Genomic DNA, 19,526 nt, shown 5'->3' with positions numbered 1-19,526 from the left:
GGCAGCGAGCCGCGCTCACGACGCTGGAACTCTGGAAAGAGAAGCACCGAGAGGGGAATGAGGAAACCGCGCTCGAGTTCCGGAGCGGTACGGTCTGGCTAAGCCTGTTCGATCGTCTTGGCCGCAGCAGCTTTCTTCGAAGGCTTCTTCGTGGCGGCTTTCTTTGCAGTCTGCTTCAGAGAGGTCTTCCGGGACGATGCTTTCGTCGCGGTGTTGTCGGCCTTCTTCTGCTTGGCCCAGCGGGCCTTCTGCGCTTCGGCGATTTTGCGACGACCTTCTTCGCTCATTCCTCTGCGAGCGGTCTTTGCTGTCTTGGTGATCGCCTGGTCTGCATCGACCGCAGTGGCTACTTGCTTACGCAAACTCTGGAGTCGCTCGATCTCGGCATCGATCGAGGCAAGGAACTGGGAAGAAACTTGGGCGAAGTCACGTGGCATAGTCCACAGGATAGCTTGTGCGGTGCGCGGGTTAGCAAGGTAAGTAGTGGGAGCGGGCTTTATTTCTCACAACGGCGTTTGTAGGAGTTACCGCTCGGCAGTCACATGCACACACTGTTTCGTTGAACTCTCTTCAGCAACTCTGCGTTCGGAGCCGGCTAAGTAGGGCAGACTTCGGCGGGATCAATCCTTTTGCAAATCGCCAGAACGCTCAGGGGGGAGCAACTGATCGCTTCGCTTCAGATGGTGACTGTTATCACTCTTTGACTGCGCGACTAGGAGATCGGCGGAGCATGCCACCTTCTAAAGGGCGTGCCGTTCACCAGTAGTATCTGAGCTTGGCCACCGGCAACACATACAAAGGCCGCGCGGTCTGGCGCGCCGGGTTCCGATTCAACCCAGTAGGAACCGTCGCCCGTCGATTGCAACGGGGTGCCGTTCAACGTCAGCTTGCCGGCCCGTTCCTCCACCCTGCATGTCCCCTGCCAGGGATCGTCGTTGACAAAGGTGCCTACCAGGTCCGGCCTGGTTACGGGCCCCGCGTCGTTTGCCTTTGGCGAGGTTTCAGGTGCAGGCGCGGCAATCGACGCCGGCGGGGAGGAGGTCCCTTCCGCAGCCAGCGCCTCAACCGCATAACGCACCACCGGCATGGGACGGTATCCCTGTTGTGCGTTGATGGAGGCGAATGCTGCAATGCCGCGGGTCAGGTTCAGGTAGATCGCAGACATAAAACTCACCATGCCACCCGTGTGCATCAGGATGGTGTCCTCACTCTGGTGGTCGACGCCGATGCCGAATCCATACCCGGCATGCGGGCCCCATTCGTTTGCCTTCACGTGCGAGGTGGTCATGCTCTTGAAGCTGGCGGGGCTCAGGATGCGTGCGCCGCTATCGGCAACACCGCCGCGCAGCAGGCAGCGCAAATAGCAGGCCATGTCCAGCGGTGTAGAAGCGACGCAGCCCGCGCTCGTGTCCTCGTGAAATGGAGGCGCTTCACGCAGCGCGTCGAATCGGTGAAACGGAACGTCCACGCTTGCCGGCACATAGCTGGTCGCCTGCCTTGCCCATTCCGCTCCGCCAAGCGACGGTACGGTCCCGTTCATTCCGGCCGGATGCAACACGCGTGACGTGAGCGACTCCTGGTACGAACGGCCATCCACGGTGGAGACCAGCAGGCCCAATGTGTTGAAGGCCATGTTCGAGTAGAAGTAACGCTCGCCTGGAGCATACCGTTGCCGGTGGGTCCAGAAGTTGCCGGGGAAGTAGAGCGATCCATCTCCGGGCAGACCCGTCGTGTGCGTCAGCACGTGTTGCAATGTTACTGACCCCAGAGGCGTGCTCCACGGCAGAAAGGGCAGGGTATCGAGCACGGGCCGCTGCAGGTCCAGCTTGCCTTCCTCTACCAACTGCAGCACGGCGATGGCGGCCATCGACTTGGAGATGGAGCCGATCTGGAAGAGCCGATCCGGGGTCAGAGGTTTCCGCGTCCGCAGATCCTCGAAGCCATAGCTCGCCAGGTACTCGGTGCCGCGGAGATCCACCAGGGCGAACTGCATGCCGGGAGCGTTGTTCTGCTGCATGTAGCGTGCGATCTGCTCGTCGAGCGTCGCCTTGAGAGCGGGCGCGATGGCCGAGCGCTGCACGGCGGACGGGCCTGCAGCGTTTGCCATGGCAGCGCCGAACAGCGGTGCCGACGCCCCCGCGACCTGCAGAAATCTCCTGCGGTTCATCAGGGCCGCTCGAGCGCCTGCGCCAGATCCGCAGTCAGGTCGTTCACGTCTTCGATCCCCACGGAGTAGCGAATCAGCCTTTCGGGAATGCCCATTGCAGCGCGCTGCTCCGCGGTGCATTCCACATGGCTCGTAGTCGCTGGAATGCCGGCGAACGTCTCCACGTGCCCGAGCGACGCCGCGCGGTAGGCCAGGTGCAAGCGCTCGAGCACCCCGCTCACCGAGTAGCCCTCGCGCAACGAAAAGCTGAGCATGCCGCCAAAACCGCGCATTTGACTGGCGGCTACGGCGTGCATGGCGTGGCTCTCCAGGCCGGGGTAGAAGACGTCTTCCACTGCAGGGTGCTCCTGCAGGAAGCGCGCAACCGTCATGGCATTGCTGTTGTGGCGCTCTACCCTGAGCACCAACGTCTTCAAACCGCGGGCGATCAGGTATGCGGCGAAAGGATCGAGCACCGCACCGTTGATCTCGCGGTATGCGAAGACCTGATGCACCAGCTCCTCGCTGCCGCACAGGATGCCACCCAGCGCATCGCCGTGGCCGCACAGGAACTTGCTGGCCGAGTGCACTACCAGATGGCTGCCCAGCGCCAGCGGATTCTGATTCACGGGTGTGGCCACCGTGTTGTCGGTGACGACCACTGCGCCCACAGCCCGGCCCGCCGCGCATAGCTTGCGCAGATCCAGCACCTTAAGCGTGGGATTCGTCGGCGTCTCCAGGTACAGCACGTGGCACCCCTTCGCAATCTCCTGAAGGATCTCTTCCTCGTCATGCGTTCGGGCAAGCGCGACCTCCACGCCCATGCGCGGCAGGAACTCCGTGAAGATGCGGTTCGTTCCTCCATAGGTGTCGGTCACACTGACGATGCGGTCACCCGGCCGCAGCAGGGTGTACAGCGTGTTGCTGATGGCCGCCATGCCCGAAGAGAAACTCACCGCGGCTGCCGCGCCTTCCAGCACGCGCATCTTCTCTTCCAGCACTGCCAGTGTCGGGTTTGTGTTGCGCGAGTAGATGTGTCCCGGTGCACGGTTCAGCGCCACGTCGCTCCAGGACTCCACCGTGTCGTAGCCGAAGCTGATCGCCGGCACCAGCGGCATCTGCGCGGCGCCAAAGGGATGTCCACTTCTCTCGCCTGCCCACAACGCTTCTGTGGCTCGACCCAAGCTCTTCTCCATTTACATCACCTGCCCTGCTGCTGACTGATCTGTTGACCGTGGTCTTTGCTTCGGTGGTGCAACGTGTGCATACCGAAGTGCTCCCTTACCCACGATGTGCCCGTGGGCTCGGGACTTGCCGTTACTTGCTTCTGACTGCGCGGACCTTCCAGCGAAGTGGAATCCACGTAGACGCAGCAGTACTGGGACGCTATGCGCCCTAGCTTACCAAGCTTGGAAAAGGGAAAGCGGCAGAAGGCCGGCGGAAGGTACCTGGCTCTCAACTGAAGATGCGGCTTAGGGTGCAGAAGCGGAAGGGACCCAAGGTCATCGCCTTCCGCGACCGCGGCCGTAAGCTAGTCACTCGTACAGGTCAAAACCGTAGCGCAAGTCCACCCTCGAGAATCAGGTGGTTTTGGACGTTCGTGGTGGAGTTGTTGAATTGTGTTCTGAGCCAACTTGCCTCGACCGGTCGAACCGCTACATGCCTGGCCAGCTGCCAATCGACCCCGCCACCCACTTCCAGAGCCATGGAATTCGAACTGGTGGTCGACCCCGATGGACTCGGGAACAAGCCACGGAATCCGTTTGCAATGCCAAGCATGCCTTCTCCAAATACGGAGAGCTTCCCGCTGGCATGACGCGGCTGAAACCGGTAACGAGGACCGAAGACGGTGACGACCAGATTCAACGGTGTGCGCTGGCTTGCAAGCGCATCGCTGGTCAGGCCGGTCACCTTCACAACAGGGCCCAAGCCCTTCCACGCCACGGCACCTAACTCTGCGCTGCCTCCCAGCAGCCAGGTGTTCGCACCGTTCACGGGGTTGGTGCGATCCGCCGCAAAGGTGATGGCGAGATCGCTCACCGTAGCCTTGGACTGACTTCCCGCCTGCGCCTGGCAGGTTCCCAGGGCAGCGAGAAGCATGGTGGCGCACGCACCCAGTCCGAAGGCCTGGGTGCGCAGCTTTTTGATGTACGTCTGATTCTTTCTCACGGTCTCCGTCCTTACTGCACGATGAGCTGCATGGTTGTGCTACGGCTCACCGCAGCGGTGGATGCGGTCACTGTAACGGTGTAGGACTTCTCCGGTTGCGCAAGGAATCCATTGCTGGTGCCGCAGCCCGTTAGGCCGAGGAGCACCGTTGCGCTACCGAGTACCAGCAACAGCATCGCGGTGAGGCGACCAAGACTCCGGGCGCGACGTCGCATGGCTGCGGAGAACGGCAGAACGATCAGAGCGACTGCAATGGCAGTTACCTTGCCGCCGACCTCGTTGCTGCGCACGGACGCAGTCGCGGCCGGCACCTTGATGGTCAAGGTCACCTGCGTGGCAGAGCTTCCCTTGGTCACGTTGGTAGTAGAGGTGGTGTACGTTGCACCTGGCGGCAGACCTGTGACGGACAGGGCTACGTCAGACGGGAAGGCGCTCATACCCAAGGGCGCGACCGTAAAGCCCACAGTGGTCGAACCGCCAGGCATGACTGTCTGGGTGGTGGATCCGGCAGCGTTGAGTTGCAGGCGAAGGTCCACGTCGGCAATTTGCTGAGAGATTGGAGCGCTGGCAGCGCCGATGTAGTTCGAGTCGCCCGAATACACGGCGGTGATCTGGTGAGATCCGGTCGTAAGGTCCGAGTAAGTCAGCTGAGCGATGCCGTTCACTAATTGTGCCGAACCCAGCGGAGTCGTCCCATCGACGAACGAGATGGATCCGGTAGGCGTGCCTCCCGTGCCCGTTACCGCGGCCTGGAAGGTCAGCCTGGTTTGCAGGAAGACCGTGGGTGCCGACGAGGTGATCTGCACCCCGGCGATCACGCCTTTGTTGATTGTGAGGCTTCCGTTGTTTGTGACGACGTTGTAGTTCGAAAGGGCCGGACCGGTCAGTGCGGGCGTGATGGGGTAAGTACCGACAGGCGAGGACACGGTTGCGGGTGTGGAGTAGGTCGCGGTGATCTGGTCGCCATTCACCACGCCGGAGACTGTTCCCGTGAGCGTTGGATTGCTGGTGCCGTAGTTACGAGTGACATTGTTTGCGCTGACAGTGATGGTGGCTTGCGTCACCATCAGGGTTGCATTGTTCGCAACAACGCTGTAGTTCGACAGGTTAGTGCCGGCCAGAGCAGGTGTGATCGGGTAGGTTCCGACGGGTGAAGTTGCGTTTGCGGAGGTGGAGTAGGTTGCCGTGATCACGTCACCGTTCACCGTGCCGGTGACATTGCCGGTCAGCGTCGGATTCGCCGAGCCGTAGACGCGTGTTGCATTAGCCGCCGTCACGTGCAGAGCACGAGGTGCGATCGACGTGGTCTGGGTAACAGATGTGGCTGGGTTGTAGGAGGCATCGCCGGCCTGGTTCGCTGTAACCGAGCAGGTGCCGACACCCTGAACCGAAAGAGTGTTTCCGGAAACGGAGCAAGCCCCCGTCGCTACGTAGCTGATCGGCAGGTTTGACGTGGCTGTCGCCGCGAGATTGATGCCGGCATCGCCATAGGTCAGATTCGGAAGCGCCCCGAAGGCGATCGTCTGGTCAGCGGTAGTTACCGTAACCGGCGTAGAGCAGGTGCTCGTCTGGTTGTCTGTGTTGGTGGCCGAGACGCTTACGGTGTGCGCGCCAAGTGTAGTGAACGCCTGGTTCAGCGAAAGCGTGGTTGCGTTGGACGAAGCGGCCACGGTGTCGGTGTGACTGACGTTGCCATCGACGGACCACGTTACGGTTACGGCGTCGCCTTGCGGGTCCAGAACGGTCAGTGGAAACGAAGCAAGCGCGTTGTATTGCGCAGTCAGGCCTGTAGAGCAGGTGAGGGAGGGCGGCTGCGAGCTCAGTACTTTGACGCTTACGGAACCGACTGTCTGTTCGTAAGTGTCATTCGTCGCGGTGTAAACGATGACGTAGGTACCTTCCTGCGCCAGGGTCGGGGTCCAACTAAAGACACTGCTGACCGGCTGAGTCAAAGTTTGATTGATGTTGGTCGCCGTGGCGCCGGTTGGAAGACCGACTGCGTTGAGCGTGATGCGGGAACCTGGCGTGGTGTTTATGGCTGTCGCCGTGAACGTGAGGGGGTTACCCGGGCTTGCCACGACTGTGGTGGGCGTGCTGAAGGTGAGCGTTGGAGCGGGCTGGGTGACGTTAACGAATTTGAGCAGCACATCAACCGGGACCTTCGACTTGACCTGTCCGTTGCTGTCCAGATCTTCGATCATGAACTGCACGGGCCAAATCTGCCCCGCTACGGGCGCGGGGTAGTTGCAACCGGCGGCAGTGATCCTGCTGGTATCCCATGTGCCCACACCACTGTTGCTGATGGTCAGCCCCGGCGGTGATTGGGTCGAGCAGTTTGTCGCGGTTTCATCGAACTGTTCCTGCGGCGTCGCAAGCCGGTAGTGAATCGTATCGTTGTCCTGATCTGTCGCGAAGATGGTGAACGTTGCCAACGACTGAATTGGGACCGTCACAATTGCGGGCGATACCGCAACGGGCGGGTGGTTCGCCGGGCTGGCAAATGGGCTGACAAGCGTTTCCATACGGAGACTTAAACCCGAGCCTGTCGTCGTGGTACTCACGCGGCAACAATTCTCGTAGTAAGCCGTGAACGGTCCGACGGAAGTGTAGGTGTGCGTGAATGTCGCCGAAGCAGTGAAGTAACTTTCCGCCGAGTTCACGGAAGTGATCGTCGCTGTAACGTTCGCGCTACTACCGTCTCCAAAATTGAATTGCAGACCGACCGAACCGCCGAGGGTTCCAGATCCAGCCTGGGAATAGAGCACGGTGAACTGAACGGTCCCGGGGGTTCCGGTAGGTTGCCAGCCCACGCTCGTTCCGCGCAGGTGAGACGCTCGCGCAGGCGTGATGAAACAGCTTGCGATCAGGCAGAAAAGCAGAAGATTTCGAAGGGTCCGAAGTTTGGATTGCATGTCGGTCAAGCCTTTAGTAGCTGATGGTGAGAGTTCCGCTGGACGCATTCTGCTGATCCATCGAGTTGCCGGTTACAGCGCCGCTGCCGCTTTTGATCGCAGCGAATTCAAGAGTTGCCCCGGTGATATCCAACTGAATGGAAGTCATATCTGTCGGCAGGCCAGCAGGGGAGAGAACGACGGAACCGCTCTTTACCTTGCCTTTGATCACGCCGCGCTGCACGAGCTTCTGACTGGCGTCACCGTCCGCATCATCGTCTGGCGGCCCGTACTCTAGGTACGACACGTTGAGTGCCCACTCTCCATCCGAGACGACGCCGTTGGGAGCCGTAACAAGCGCGAGTGTCAGCACTCCACTCAGGTCACCTTTCACATCGGCAACCAGGACACGGCGGCCATTCTTGTCGATGGTCTCCACACTGTTGCTTAATGTGAGCGCATGAGGTGTCGTGCTCTGAGCGTCCGAAGGTCGGACGGTGCAGCAGAGCATACCTATGAGAGAAGCCGAGAAGAATAGCTTCTTCCTGAGTGTGCCTTTCATCAATTCTCCTGTTTAGTTCCAGTAACTCAAGCGTGTGCGTGAGAGCCACGATCCTGGTTCGGCGTGATGCTCATGCATGTGTTTTGCGGGGTAACCAAAACTAATGACCTAATTTGAAGATTCGATCTTAAACACTGCCTTTCAAGGCTTTGGTGGGATTGCTTGCCACAACTGTTGTAGTTAACAACGCACTTATGTATCAGTTTGTTAGCAGCTAACATAGCGTGCTAGCTGGATCAGCAATCGAAGGTGGGTCGTCAAGTATCTTTCAAGTTTCTCCACTCTTCCGTCGCCCTTGCTGTTTTCACGTTTCGCGGTGGCTTGGAAGGCGCGCTTCGCTGCACAAGCAGAGCCTGCAGATAGTCACCAACGGTAAAATTGAGCCATGAGTGACGGACACGAAGAACGCGAACAGAAAGAGCGTGAACGCCAGCAGCGCGAGCGTGAAGATCATCGTGACGCGGTCGAACCCGGTTTTGAAGATCAGTGGCAACCCGAACGTCGCGACTCCTGACATGGAGTCCGGTTCACCTGAGCAACAGGATCTTCGAAACGAGCTTAGTTTCGTTTGATCCACCACCAGCTTCGATGGTGCCGAACTCAGGCCTGTAGATCGAAAAAGTGCGGACGGCGCGTGCAAGGTGACAGGCGCTGGAGCAGTTTGCGATTTGTTCGGAATTAGGAAATCCGATTTCGCGCCCGACACGTTCCTTAGATAAGCGCATCATCTTCCCCGGATCGAGTGCTCATTCCAAGGCCATGGCGATGTATCGCCAGGCCGTGATCATGATGGGGATCCCATGCACAGTGTCATCGCCGCTCTGACGTTTCTCGCAATGCTTCTTTTGCCGTCCCTTGTCGCCACCGTGGTCGGCGGAAAAGAGAGCGGATCCTAGGCCAGGCTGTTCGGCCTTCTCCGCAAGGGGGGAACGGGGCCGGGAGCAAATCCTAGCGGGCCTGCATTTCTCCCTCAGGGAACGACAAGCCAAGGCACTCGGCTGCGCGCAGAGACATGGGCGCTGATTGCGGCTGCCGAGCACAAGGCCGAGCTGCTGGAGGAGCTTACGCCGGTTCCGTAACGGCAGCAGCAGTGAGCGCATTCTCCAGTTGGCACTCGCCGGTTTAGCGGAGGGAATGCGACCCGTGGTAGAGCAGTTCGATGTACCCGTAGTTGGATCCGGTTTGGATCGGGTAGATGCTTTTGATTACGGTTTTTCCGAACGCGTGGGCGTAGTACGTGGTGAATGTGAACTGCTTAGTGAGGGCGACGTCGGCGCTGATGTCGTACAGCGAAGTGAAGCTGCCGTGATTGTTGCCGGGTCGGCCGATGTATCCGAAGGCCTTGTTGTCGTAGGCGCCTCCGCCCTGGTACCAGAAGTCCGACGGGGCGGTGAGTTGCAGGAAATGCAGGTCGGTGCGCAGGTCCAACCTGGCTGCGGGTTTGTCGATGAGCTGTACGAACTCGTCCTTGCTGTTCATCATGTTGAAGAAGGGATAGCGGGCGTAGTTGCGGGGAGTGGGTAGCACCTGGAAGAAGGTGTTGTGTGTGCCGTCGGTGTTGTTGTTGTCGCCGGTGGAGCGCAGGAAGCCACCGCGCAACCATGGCTTCGTCCTGACGGTTTCAAGCCGCAGTCCGCCCTCCACGGCGACGGCACCGGCTTTGTGGTCCAGCAGGCCCCAGCGGCCGGTTTGCCCCACGCCCCACGCGAGCAGATCGAAGGTTTGACGACCAACGGGCAGAGCGGCGATCAGGTCTCCGCCGAAGCTGCCGATGCGGATGTTCTTGTGATCGAGAGCGCGTGCGGCGGCAGTGCGGTTGTCAGTCTTGGTCAGGCCGGTGCGGCCATCGTGATAGCCGAGACCGAAGGTGCGGAACTGCACGCGCTGCTTTGCTAGATAGCGCGTGTAGGCAAGGTATTGAACGTCGACGTTCAGCTCTTCATTGGCGTTCATCTTAAATACGCCCTGGTCCGCACGCGCACCCATCGCGGTCACGTCCCAGTTCGTTCCACCGATCTTCAGGTCGACGCCATCGAGCGATCGTTGGCCATTGGAAAATCCGAAGTTGCCGATGAGGCGTTGCGCGATGCGATTGGTTTGGACCCAGTTGAGCGCTGTGTTTTTGGGAGTGGTTTCGGCACCGTCTAAGAACTCGAATCGACCCAGCCGGAAGAGGCCCTTGTCGTTGTGGAAGTGGAAGCGGGCGAAGCCTGTCTTGAACGAAACGGCCGCGGGAAAATTGTTGTTGCTGTTGCTGGCGAAGTACGTTCCACCGAGGCCGAGTTGGCCTTGCGCGGACACGGGAGAGACCGCGTCGGTGGGCAATGCAAGCTCCGCGCTGTTGCTCATCTCAAGTTGCCAGTCGAGTCGCTGGAGGCGCTGGGCCAGGGAGAGACGCAGGAGCGAGTCGCCGTGACCGTACGTCTCAGGGTTAGGCAAGGCGCCGAACCACTGCGTGGCGTTGCCGCGTTCGCGCAGCAGCACATTGACTACGGGCTTTCCCGCGGGCGCGTTCGCGGGCAGCACCGGAGTCTGTGGCCGTGTGTCTGGAACCGGGGACTGCGCGGCAGAGATGGCTGCCGGAATGCACGCCAGCAGAAGAGAGCGAAGCAGAGTCATTGTGCCGTTGGCCTTTCCGTTGAGCATAGTGCAGCGGCGTAGCCGACACCGCATCAGGCACGGTGTGCCTGATGTGGTGTCGCGATGGAACGTCCAAGGAAAGAGGCTACGACTGCACGAGCAGGCCTTCGCCGGTGACGACGGTTTCGCTCTCGACATAGGTGCCCGGCGCCCGCCCGCCCTTGCCAACCCAGGTGCGTGTCCATTGGCGAGAGACGACGCGGAGCACCACGAGCACAAGCATGGCAAAGCAGGCGTAGGCGGCGAAGCCCGCGCCGTAGGATCCGGTGTGCTGCTTGGACTGGCCGAGGACGTTAGGCAGCACGGAACCGCCGAGCGCGCCGATTTCGCCGATCATGCCGCCCGCGATGGCGGTGGTCACCGGCCAGCGCAGCGGCACCATCTGGAAGGTGGCTCCGTTGCCTGCGCCGAGCGCGGCGAAGCACAGCATGAGGAGGGCCGTGGTGACACCGAGCGTGGGATGCGTGGTGAGGCCGAAAAGGCCCGCGATTGCGATGAGGAACACGACAGAGAGCGTGGTGATGCCGCCGATCTTGTCTGCAAACCAGCCGCCGATGACACGTGTAACGGAGCCGGTAAGCGTGGCCAACATGGTGAGCGTTCCAGCCTGTGTTTTAGCGATGTGGAACTGCGACACGTAGAGCGAGGGTAGGAAGGTGGACAGGCCGATGAAGCCGCCGAAAGTGATGATGTAGATCAGGTTGAAGTACCAGCCGTCGGCTTCCACCAGGCACTTCAGGTGCTGGCGCAGGGTCTGGTGTTCGGTGTCGGGCGGCTCCTTGGCGAAGACGATCATGACGACGAGGGGAAGCAGCATGCAAAGCGCGGCCAGACCGTAGACGTGCTGCCAGCCATAGGTTTTCGCAAGCCGGGGAGCGAAGAACGCGGCAAGTGCGGTGCCGCTGTTGCCCGCGCCCGCGATGCCCATGGCGAGCCCCTTGTATTCCTGCGGGAACCAGCCCGATCCGAGCGAGAGCGCAACGCCGAAGCTGGCGCCAGCGATGCCGAGCAGCACACCCATGGCGAGCACGCTGTTGAAGCTGTTGACGAAGAAGTAGCCGAAGAGCAGAGCAAGGATGATGCAGCTCATCTCAAGAATCGCGGCGCTCTTGCGACCGATGTACTGGCTGAGCACGCCGAGCGGGAAGCGCATGAGCGCGCCCGCAAACGTGGGCACGGAGACCATGAGGCCGACCTGAGCGGGCGTGAGGTGAAACTGCTCCGAGATGAATGGGCCCATGGCGCCGTTGAGCACCCAGACGGCGAAGGAAAAATCGAAGTAGAGAAATGACGCAAGAAGCGTGGCGGGGTGCCCGGACTTGAGGAAGGCTTTGCTGCTGGCCATGACAGAAGGTCTCCTGGGTAGATCGAGATTGGGACAGCTGTGCGGGGGCACGGAGCTGAACGGAGCAGGTCAGGAAAGCGAGCGTCATGGATCGCTTTATTGGTCGCTTGGTCGGTTGAAGGATCGCTTCAGTGAAGCGCCGCCAGGGCGGTCATGGCCGCGGCGGGAAAAGCGGAAGGATGCGTTAGCGATTCCTGTGGTGTTCCACACGCACAGCGCATTGTTTGAAGTTGGGTTCACGGCTGATGGGATCGAAGGCTCCCAGCGTGACGAGATTGCTGTTCTGCTCTGCGAAGTGAAAGGGCATGAAGACCTGGCCGGGAGCGATGATGCCGGTGATGCGCAGCTCAACGTTGGCGACGGTGCTACGGCGGCTGATGATGTCGACGCGGTCGTGCTGGCGAAGGTCGAGACGGCTGGCGTCGAGCGGGTTCATCTCAAGCCAGGCGTTGGGCACCATGCCGTTGAGCATGGGGATTGCGCCGGTCTTGGTGCGGGTGTGCCAGTGCTCCACGGTGCGACCGGTGTTGAGGATGAAGCCGTACTCGGCGTCAGGCTGTTCCGTGAAGGGCAGGCAGGGAACGCAGTGGAGAAGTGCGCGGCCGCCCTCGCGCGGGAAGCTGCCGTCGCCGTAGAGACGGTCGCCGCCCCACTGCATGCCGCCCAAATCTTCGATCTGCTGCCACGTAAAAGGTGAGTAGTCGCAGAGGCGACCGGCAGAGACGCGCTGCCACTCGAGCCAGGCGTCATGCGTGGTGTGCCAGCCGGGGTAGAGTTCCTCGCGCAGGCCGAGGCGGTCGGCGAGTGCCAGGAAGATGTCGAAGTCTGGCCGCGCTTCGCCGGGCGGTTTGCTGAAGGCGTTCACCTTGCTGATGCGGCGCTCGCTGTTGGTGTAGGTTCCTTCCTTCTCGCCCCAGATGGCGGCTGGCAGGACGAGGTCGGCGAACTCGGAGGTTGGCGTGAGGAAGAAGCCGTCCTGCACGACGACGAACTCGGCTGTGGTCAGCGCCTGCTCCAGCAGCTTGTAGTTAGGGAAGCTGACCACGGGATTGGTTGCGATGAACCATAGGGCTTTCACGCGCTTTGCGACGGCGGCTTCAATGATGTCGGGGTAGGCGAGGCCTCGCGCGGTGGGCAGGCGATCGGCGGAGATGCCCCAGATGGCTGCGAGCTCGTCGCGGTCGGACACGGAATCGAATTTGCGATAGCCGGGCAGCGCGGAGGTGAAGCCGCTTTCGCGCGTGCCCATGGCGTTGCATTGCCCCGTGATGGAGAAGGGCGAAGCGCCGCTGCGGCCGATGTTGCCAGTGATGAGCGCGAGGTTGTTGATGGCGGCGACGGTCACGGCACCCTGGGTGGAGTGATTCACGCCCATGGTCCAGCCGATGAAGGCTGCCTTTGCCGTGCCGTACAGGTGCGCGACGCGCTCGATGGTTTCCGCGGGCAAGCCGGTGACCGCGCTCACGTGCTCTGGCGTGAAGTCCTGGACAAAGGAGGCGAAGGTGTCGAAGGCTTCGGTGTGCGTGGCGATGTAGTCGCGGTCGACCATGCCATCACGCAAGAGGATGTGCGCGATGCCGTTGAGCAGGGCGATGTCCGAGCGTGGCTTCAAGGGCAGATGGATGTCGGCCATCATTGCCGTCTTGGTGACGCGCGGGTCGGCGACGATGAGCACCTGCCCTGGCTTTTTGCGGAGCCGGTTGCAGAGGATGGGGTGGTTGTCCGCGATGTTGGAGCCGACGAGCAGCACAACGTCGGCAGTTTCCATGTCGGCGTAGGCGCCGGGCGGGCCGTCAGAGCCGAAGCTGAGCTTGTAGCCGGAGACGGCGCTGGCCATGCAGAGCGTGGTGTTGCCGTCGTAATTGCGGGTGCGGAAGCCGAGCTGGACGAGCTTGCCGAGCGTGTAGAACTCTTCAGTGAGCAATTGGCCGGTGCCGATGACGCCCAGGGTTTCATTACCGTTCTCGCGCTGGAGCGCGCCGATGCGCGAGAGCATGACGTCGAGCGCCTCGTCCCACGACACGGGGACGAGCGGCGTACCGCGGCCGCCGCGCCGCAGCATGGGCGTGGTGGCGCGTCCGGGAGCGTTGAGGATGTGGTGCTCGCTGAGACCTTTGGGGCAGAGCTTGCCGCGATTCACCGGGTGATCGGGGTTGCCGCGGGCTGCCACGGGTTTGCCGTTGCGCGTGCCCACCAGCATGCCGCAACCCACGGAGCAGTAGCCGCAGGTGGTCTTGGTCCACGTGTCCGCAACGCGCGAATCCGAGATGTAGCCGAAACGGGGATCGTTGCCGTAGGCGTACTTCCGCTGCGCGGTATCGATGCCGAGCAGCCGCTTGACGCGCGACCAGAGCGGCATGGGCTCTGCTGCTGCGGCGATGTCGGCGAGCGAGGCGTCGGGCGTGGAGTCGACCGAGCTTGGGCCACGATGGAGCTTCATGCGTGTGCTCCCGCGGGCTTGCCACCGATGAAGGTGAGCCCCATGCTGAGCGGCACCACGGAAACGAAGAAGAGATAGCGCCCGAGCGCGACTGCGGTGATTGCGACGAACAACGCAGGCACCGGCAGCGGTGCGACACTGAACAGCACGGTAGCGGCACACGCGAGGACGGCGAGCGCAACACGCCACCACAGCGCTTCCCCGCGGAGCAGGTTGTACGAGGCACGCGCCTCAAACATGCGCGAGGCGCGCAGGCGATAGACGCGGAGCAGCAGGTTGAGTGCCCAGAGCCCCGACAATGTTGCGATGGCAGAGAGTGGCACCCTTGCGGTCAACGTGGGCACATGCAGGCCGAAGCGAAGGAGCATGCCTGCGAAAGCGTCGGTGGGCTGCTGCATGACGGCTGGCAGCGTGGCTCCGATGAGGCCAGCGGAGAGCAGGAAGTCTGCGGGAGTGTGGAGCGTGTTCCAGGCTGGGCGAGCTTTGACCAGGTAGATGTACGCGCTGGCGAGCGTGCCCATGAGGCCGGAGAGAAGGCCGGCGAAGGCGAGGGGCCGTACCAGTTGCGCGGCGTGGCGTATGCCGAAGACCGCTGCCCAGGACGCGGCGGCGCAGCCCACGATGGCGAGCATGAAGATGCTGAAGCAGAGGACCTCGCGGCTGAGCCAGGACCGCCGCCACATTTTCATGGCGCGCCAGGCGTAGGCAGGCCGCCCAAGGTGGAAGACCGAGACGTTGAGCGCCACCGCCGTAAGCAGAACGAGCAGCGAAAGGTGGATTGCATCGAGCGAGCGAAGCAGGGTGAGCGCAGTGAGCGCGCCAAAGGTGGCCTGCATGGTGGTGGTCATGACGATCAGCGATGGATGCGCGTGCTCCAGCGGGATCTGCCCATTGTCCACGCGCTCGAGCCACGCCGACGAGTTTTCCGGAAGCGTGATGCGCGTCGTGGAGATGGTGTTTCCAGCGGGCGGCATGCCGGGCGATTCAGCGGCGGCGTAGTTCTCGCGCCAGTCGGCCTTGTTCACGATTTCGATCTGGATGGCGTTTTCCGGACAGGCGTTCACGCAGGCGGGTTCCAGCCCTTCCTCGAGGCGACCCCGGCACATGTCGCACTTGCCGACAACGCCGCGTTCCGGGTTGAACTGCGGCACGGAATAGGGGCAGTTCCAAACGCAGTACTGGCAGCCGATGCAGGCCGAGGCCGAGTGCAGCACGATGCCTGTGACCGGGTCCTTGGTGTAGGCGTTCACGGGGCAGCCGCGCAGGCAATCGGCGCTGAGGCAGTGATTGCAGCCCATGGAGAGATAGGTGCGCTGCGTGTGCGGGTACACGCCGCCTTCCAGCTCTCCCACGCGGCGCCACTTGATGTCGGCAGGATTGCCGTTCTGCTCGTTGCAGGCCACCTCGCACGAACGGCAGCCGATGCACTTGGTCATGTCGAAGTGGAAGCGGTACTGCTCACCCGGATCGAGCGGGCGCGAAGGGATGAGCGCCTCGACCAGCGCGGGCGCAGCGCCGCCTTCCAGCAGCGTCATGCGCACCAGGTCGGTGCTGTCGGTCTCCATCGCGCGTTCGTAGAGCGGCAATGACATGGGTGTCCTAAAAAGCTAGTAGACGTCGCGGTGGTAGCGGCGATCGTCGTGCAGTTGAGAGACGAAGTCTTTCGCGGCTTCGGCGTCCATGGCGCCATGCTGCTCCACGACGGTGTGCAGCGCGGCATCGACGTCTTTGGCCATGCGGCTGGCATCGCCGCACACGTAAAGTTGCGCGCCATCCTGCAGCCAGCGCCACAACTCGGCGCCGTGCTCGATCATGCGGTCTTGCACGTAAATTTTGTGCGCCTGGTCGCGGGAGAACGCTGTGTCCAGCCGGGTGAGGTGGCCGCTGTCGGTCATGGATCGCAGCTCTTCGCAGTACAGGAAGTCGGTTGCGGCGCTGCGCTCGCCGAAGAAGAGCCAGTTGCGGCCCTTGTGTCCCAGCGCCTGCCGTTCGTGCAGGAAGCTGCGGAAAGGAGCGATGCCTGTGCCGGGGCCGACCATGATCATCGGAACATCTGCCGCGGGAAGGCGGAACTTCTTGTTGGGCTGGATGTAGATGGGCAGCTTTGCACCGAGGTCTACACGGTCGGCAAGCATGGTGCTGGCGATGCCGCCGCGCTCACGATTGTGCGAGCGGTAGCGGACCACTGCGATCGTGCAGTGCACCTCGCGGCCGTGTGCGGCCGGGCTGGACGAGATGCTGTACAGCCGTGGCGCGAGGCGCGGCAGCATGCCCGCGAGCTCGGCTGCAGCCGTGATGGCGCCGGGGTACGCATGAAGCAGATCGATGATGCCGCGGTCCCACATGAAGCGGTCGAGCTGCCCGGCTTCCTCAGGTAGCAAGAGCGTGGTGAGCTCCTTGGCACCGGTGCGGTCTGCAAAGTGCTGCACGATCTTGCGCGAGAGGCGCGTGGGCTGCAGATGGCGCAACAAGGCCTCGCGCACGGCCATGCTGCCGAGCTTCGGCAGATCCACACTGCTGGAATCCGCGAAGGGCACGAGCGATAGGATTTCGTCGACGAGCGCGGGATCGTTCTCCGCGATGACACCGCAGGCGTCGCCGGGCTGGTAGTGCATCTGCGGGTTGTCGAGAGCAAGGCTCAGGTGCATGGTCAGCTTGCTGGACACGTCACGCGTCAGTGCGCGGCGCTCGCGCAATTCGGAGAAGTAGGGATTCTCGCGGGTGAAGAGGTGAGGCTGTTCCGCAGCAGGTGGTGCGGCCGGTGTGTCTCCTGCGAGGACGTGCCCGGTCGCGTTGTTCTGGATCGCGACGTTGGACTCCGCAGGCTTGTGCGAGAGATGCGGCTTGAGATCCGCGACCCACTGTGCAAACGGCGCGTCCACATCCACATCGCTTACAGCCGCTGGGACGAAACGCGTAGCACCCAGGGACTGAAGGCGTTCGTCCATGTCGATGCCGAACTTGCAGAAGTGTTCGTAGTGGCTATCGCCCAGGGCAAAGACGGAGTACCGCAGGGTCTTCAGCTCCGGGGCGGAGTCGCTGAACAGAGCGTCGCGGAAGGCAACAGCACTCTCCGGCGGATCGCCTTCGCCGTAGGTGCTGAGCAGCAGAAGTGCGTTCTCCTGCTGTGCGAGATCGGCGGGCTTGATCTTCGCGAGCGAGGCGACTTCTGCAATGTGACCCTGCAGCTTGAGCTCTTTTGCGAGCTTCTTCGCCAGACGTTCCGCAGTGCCGCTTTGCGATGCAAAGTAGACACCGAACTTGAGCGAGGCGACAGCAGGAGCAGCGACTGCGGAAGCGGGCGGATTGGAGAAGATGCCGGCGAGAAAGCCGTTGAGCCAGGCGCGCTGTTCCGGATTGAAGGGCGCGTTGTCCGGGATGTAGGGAACAGTGCTCACGCGTGCACCTCCATGCGGGCGGCGGAACACATCTCGCGCAGATCGGGCAGGCTGTGACGCCGCGCGAAACTGAGGAAACTTTCACCCGGGGTGTGTTGCGCCTGGAAAGCGCTGAACAGCGCCTGCAGTGCTGGCAGGACCTCCGCGTAGGGCAGCGCGGGAAACAGCTCGCGTGCCAGGCCCTGATCGTTGTCGGCGCCGCCGCCCAGGCTGACCTGGTAGCCCTCGGCGCCGTTGATCTTGACGCCCATCAGGCCGATGTCGCCGATGTAGTGCTGCGCACAGGAGTTTGGGCAGCCGGTGACGTGCAGATTGACGGGCTGCTGAATTGCAAACTGCGCATCGAGCGTGCGCGCAATTTCAAGCGCATGGCCCTTGGTGTCTGTCGCGGCAAAGCGGCATCCGCGGCTGCCGGTGCATGCAACGGTGCCGCTGAGTATGGTGCCCGCCTCGTAGTCCAGACCGCAGGCGCGGACCGCATTCTGTGCTGACTGCAACTGCTCCGACGGAATGTTCGGCGCGATTAGGTTTTGCCATACGGTGAGGCGCAGATCGCCGGAGCCGAACTGGTCAGCTACGTCCGCAAGTGCGCGTGCCTGGCCGCTTTCGAGCCAACCCACAGGCGTGGATACGCCCAGGTACATGTGGCCGGGCTGGCGTTGTGGGTGGGCTCCCAGGTGCCCGGCGCGATCAATGGGGCCGCGCGGCTCGCACTCGGCGGCCTCGCAGTGAATGACGGGGAAGTCGAGCTTTGCCTGCACCGCCTCAAGAAACTTGGGGATGCCCCAGTCGTCGATGAGGTATTTGAGTCGCGCCTTCTTGCGGTCGGTTCGATTGCCATTCTCTGCGAACACGCGCACCATTGCGGCCGCGACCGCGACCGCCTGCTCGGGCAGCAGAAGCAAGCCACTGTCGACGGCGAACTGCTTGTGACCCGTGATGCCGCAGAGCAGAACGCGGAAGTAAACGCCCGGCGGAACGCTGCGGCCACTGGCAACGCGCACGGCGGAGAAGCCGATGTCGTTGGTGTCTGCCAGGGCACTGATGCAGCCGCCGTTGTCAAAGGCGATGTTGAATTTGCGGGGCAGACCGAAGAGGTCGCGCGAGTTGGAGATGTAGTTCTGCAGAGCGTCGGCGTAGGGCTGCACGTCCAGCAGCTCGTGCGGGTCCAGGCCGCTGATGGGTGAGGCGGTGAGATTGCGCAGGTTGTCGGCACCCGAGCCGCGCGACGTCATGCCGAGCTTTTGAATGGTGTTGAGCACGTCCACGATGCTGCGCGGTTCTAGCTCGCGCAGTTGCACGTTGGCGCGCGTGGTCAGGTCAAGGCGGCCGTTGCCCCAGCGCTCTGCCATGGCGGCCAGACCACGCAGTTGCGCAGCCGTGATGACGCCACCGGGCACGCGCATGCGCAGCATGAAGCTGTCTTGCGCAGGGGCGACGTGGAAGAGGCCGAAGCTCTTGAAGCGATAGCGGAACTCGGCATCGGGAGCGTTGTTTTCCGCGGCGTGGCGCAAGAGGTCGTCCCAGCAGTCCAGGGGATTGCGTTCGTACTTCCACACCTCTTCCGCGCACAGATCGCTGACGGGGGTGCCCCAGAAGGTGGGTTCGTCTGCGGGCGCGGGTGCTGCCAGGTTGCTTGCGCCGCTTGCCGCGTCGTGTGTCAGCAGACCGGAAGCCGTATGCCCCGCGAAGGGCATGCGCTGCATGGCTCCCGCAAAGAATCCCTGCAGGTACTGCTTCTGCACAGCGTCAAAGCCGGCGGAGATGGATGCGATGTCGTTCAAGGCGACTCTCCGAGCAAGGCGAAGCGTGAAGGGTTCAGCCTGAGAGTCGAAGGATTGGCACGCGTGGGCATGAGGGGGCCGAGCGCAGAAATCCTGCAAAGCTCAGGCTCGTCATGGAGCGTGTGGAACACCGGGAACGAGTGCCAGGCAA

General features: G+C 62.2%; 13 protein-coding genes and 1 pseudogene. 1 reads left to right on the top strand and 13 read right to left on the bottom strand.

The features are described 5' to 3' along the window. Nucleotides 1-98: 98 nt before the first annotated feature. From OHL12_RS10080 to OHL12_RS10055, 7 genes and pseudogenes are all read right to left on the bottom strand, one after another. Complete coding sequence (locus OHL12_RS10080; protein ID WP_263413692.1) at nt 99-437, bottom strand: hypothetical protein; 339 nt, start codon at nt 435-437, stop codon at nt 99-101. A 275-nt stretch (nt 438-712) separates the two neighbouring features. Next, a complete protein-coding gene (locus OHL12_RS10075; protein WP_263413691.1) occupies nt 713-2,167 on the bottom strand; it encodes a serine hydrolase domain-containing protein in 1,455 nt (484 codons plus the stop codon). Continuing rightward, the gene (locus tag OHL12_RS10070; protein WP_263413690.1) at nt 2,167-3,330 is read right to left on the bottom strand and encodes a cystathionine gamma-synthase family protein; all 1,164 of its coding nucleotides are present in this window, start codon (nt 3,328-3,330) and stop codon (nt 2,167-2,169) included. The genes OHL12_RS10075 and OHL12_RS10070 overlap by 1 nt, the downstream gene beginning before the upstream one ends. 364 nt (nt 3,331-3,694) lie before the next feature. Continuing rightward, the gene (locus OHL12_RS10065; RefSeq protein ID WP_263413689.1) at nt 3,695-4,315 is read right to left on the bottom strand and encodes a hypothetical protein; all 621 of its coding nucleotides are present in this window, start codon (nt 4,313-4,315) and stop codon (nt 3,695-3,697) included. An 11-nt stretch (nt 4,316-4,326) separates the two neighbouring features. Further along, a complete protein-coding gene (locus tag OHL12_RS10060; protein WP_263413688.1) occupies nt 4,327-6,837 on the bottom strand; it encodes an MBG domain-containing protein in 2,511 nt (836 codons plus the stop codon). A 30-nt stretch (nt 6,838-6,867) separates the two neighbouring features. Continuing rightward, nucleotides 6,868-7,227, bottom strand: a pseudogene (locus tag OHL12_RS17445) (hypothetical protein); the annotation flags it as partial. A 13-nt stretch (nt 7,228-7,240) separates the two neighbouring features. Beyond that, nucleotides 7,241-7,645: a hypothetical protein gene (locus OHL12_RS10055; protein WP_263413687.1), complete on the bottom strand. Its 405-nt coding sequence runs from the start codon at nt 7,643-7,645 to the stop codon at nt 7,241-7,243. 508 nt (nt 7,646-8,153) lie between these two features. Here OHL12_RS10055 and OHL12_RS10050 point away from each other — a divergent pair. Further along, complete coding sequence (locus OHL12_RS10050; protein ID WP_263413686.1) at nt 8,154-8,282, top strand: hypothetical protein; 129 nt, start codon at nt 8,154-8,156, stop codon at nt 8,280-8,282. A 608-nt stretch (nt 8,283-8,890) separates the two neighbouring features. Here the strand turns inward: OHL12_RS10050 and OHL12_RS10045 are convergent. From OHL12_RS10045 to OHL12_RS10020, 6 genes are all read right to left on the bottom strand, one after another. Then, entirely contained in the window at nt 8,891-10,387 is a 1,497-nt protein-coding gene (locus OHL12_RS10045; RefSeq protein WP_263413685.1) for an alginate export family protein, read from the bottom strand. 106 nt (nt 10,388-10,493) lie between these two features. Beyond that, nucleotides 10,494-11,753, bottom strand: a complete 1,260-nt coding sequence (locus OHL12_RS10040) for an MFS transporter (RefSeq protein ID WP_263413684.1) — start codon at nt 11,751-11,753, stop codon at nt 10,494-10,496. Nucleotides 11,754-11,937: 184 nt separating this feature from the next. After that, complete coding sequence (locus tag OHL12_RS10035; protein ID WP_263413683.1) at nt 11,938-14,193, bottom strand: molybdopterin oxidoreductase family protein; 2,256 nt, start codon at nt 14,191-14,193, stop codon at nt 11,938-11,940. Continuing rightward, on the bottom strand, nt 14,190-15,785 hold the full coding sequence (locus tag OHL12_RS10030; RefSeq protein WP_263413682.1) for a DmsC/YnfH family molybdoenzyme membrane anchor subunit: 1,596 nt from the start codon (nt 15,783-15,785) through the stop codon (nt 14,190-14,192). The genes OHL12_RS10035 and OHL12_RS10030 overlap by 4 nt, the downstream gene beginning before the upstream one ends. Before the next feature lie 15 nt (nt 15,786-15,800). Beyond that, nucleotides 15,801-17,591, bottom strand: a complete 1,791-nt coding sequence (locus OHL12_RS10025; RefSeq protein ID WP_263413681.1) for a diflavin oxidoreductase — start codon at nt 17,589-17,591, stop codon at nt 15,801-15,803. Then, nucleotides 17,588-19,375, bottom strand: a complete 1,788-nt coding sequence (locus OHL12_RS10020; protein ID WP_263413680.1) for a NirA family protein — start codon at nt 19,373-19,375, stop codon at nt 17,588-17,590. Before OHL12_RS10020 ends, OHL12_RS10025 begins: the two co-directional genes overlap by 4 nt. Nucleotides 19,376-19,526: the final 151 nt, after the last annotated feature.

It is taken from the genome of Terriglobus aquaticus, assembly GCF_025685415.1.
Classification (GTDB): Bacteria; Acidobacteriota; Terriglobia; order Terriglobales; family Acidobacteriaceae; genus Terriglobus; species Terriglobus aquaticus.
This window is presented reverse-complemented; position numbering and strand designations above follow the sequence as displayed.

Coding starts and splice junctions, on each gene's coding strand:
- OHL12_RS10080 (WP_263413692.1), bottom strand. CDS start 437: ATGCCACGTGACTTCGCCCAAGTTTCTTCCCAGTTCCTTGCCTCGATC.
- OHL12_RS10075 (WP_263413691.1), bottom strand. CDS start 2,167: ATGAACCGCAGGAGATTTCTGCAGGTCGCGGGGGCGTCGGCACCGCTG.
- OHL12_RS10060 (WP_263413688.1), bottom strand. CDS start 6,837: ATGGAAACGCTTGTCAGCCCATTTGCCAGCCCGGCGAACCACCCGCCC.
- OHL12_RS10050 (WP_263413686.1), top strand. CDS start 8,154: ATGAGTGACGGACACGAAGAACGCGAACAGAAAGAGCGTGAACGCCAG.
- OHL12_RS10045 (WP_263413685.1), bottom strand. CDS start 10,387: ATGACTCTGCTTCGCTCTCTTCTGCTGGCGTGCATTCCGGCAGCCATC.
- OHL12_RS10040 (WP_263413684.1), bottom strand. CDS start 11,753: ATGGCCAGCAGCAAAGCCTTCCTCAAGTCCGGGCACCCCGCCACGCTT.
- OHL12_RS10035 (WP_263413683.1), bottom strand. CDS start 14,193: ATGAAGCTCCATCGTGGCCCAAGCTCGGTCGACTCCACGCCCGACGCC.
- OHL12_RS10030 (WP_263413682.1), bottom strand. CDS start 15,785: ATGTCATTGCCGCTCTACGAACGCGCGATGGAGACCGACAGCACCGAC.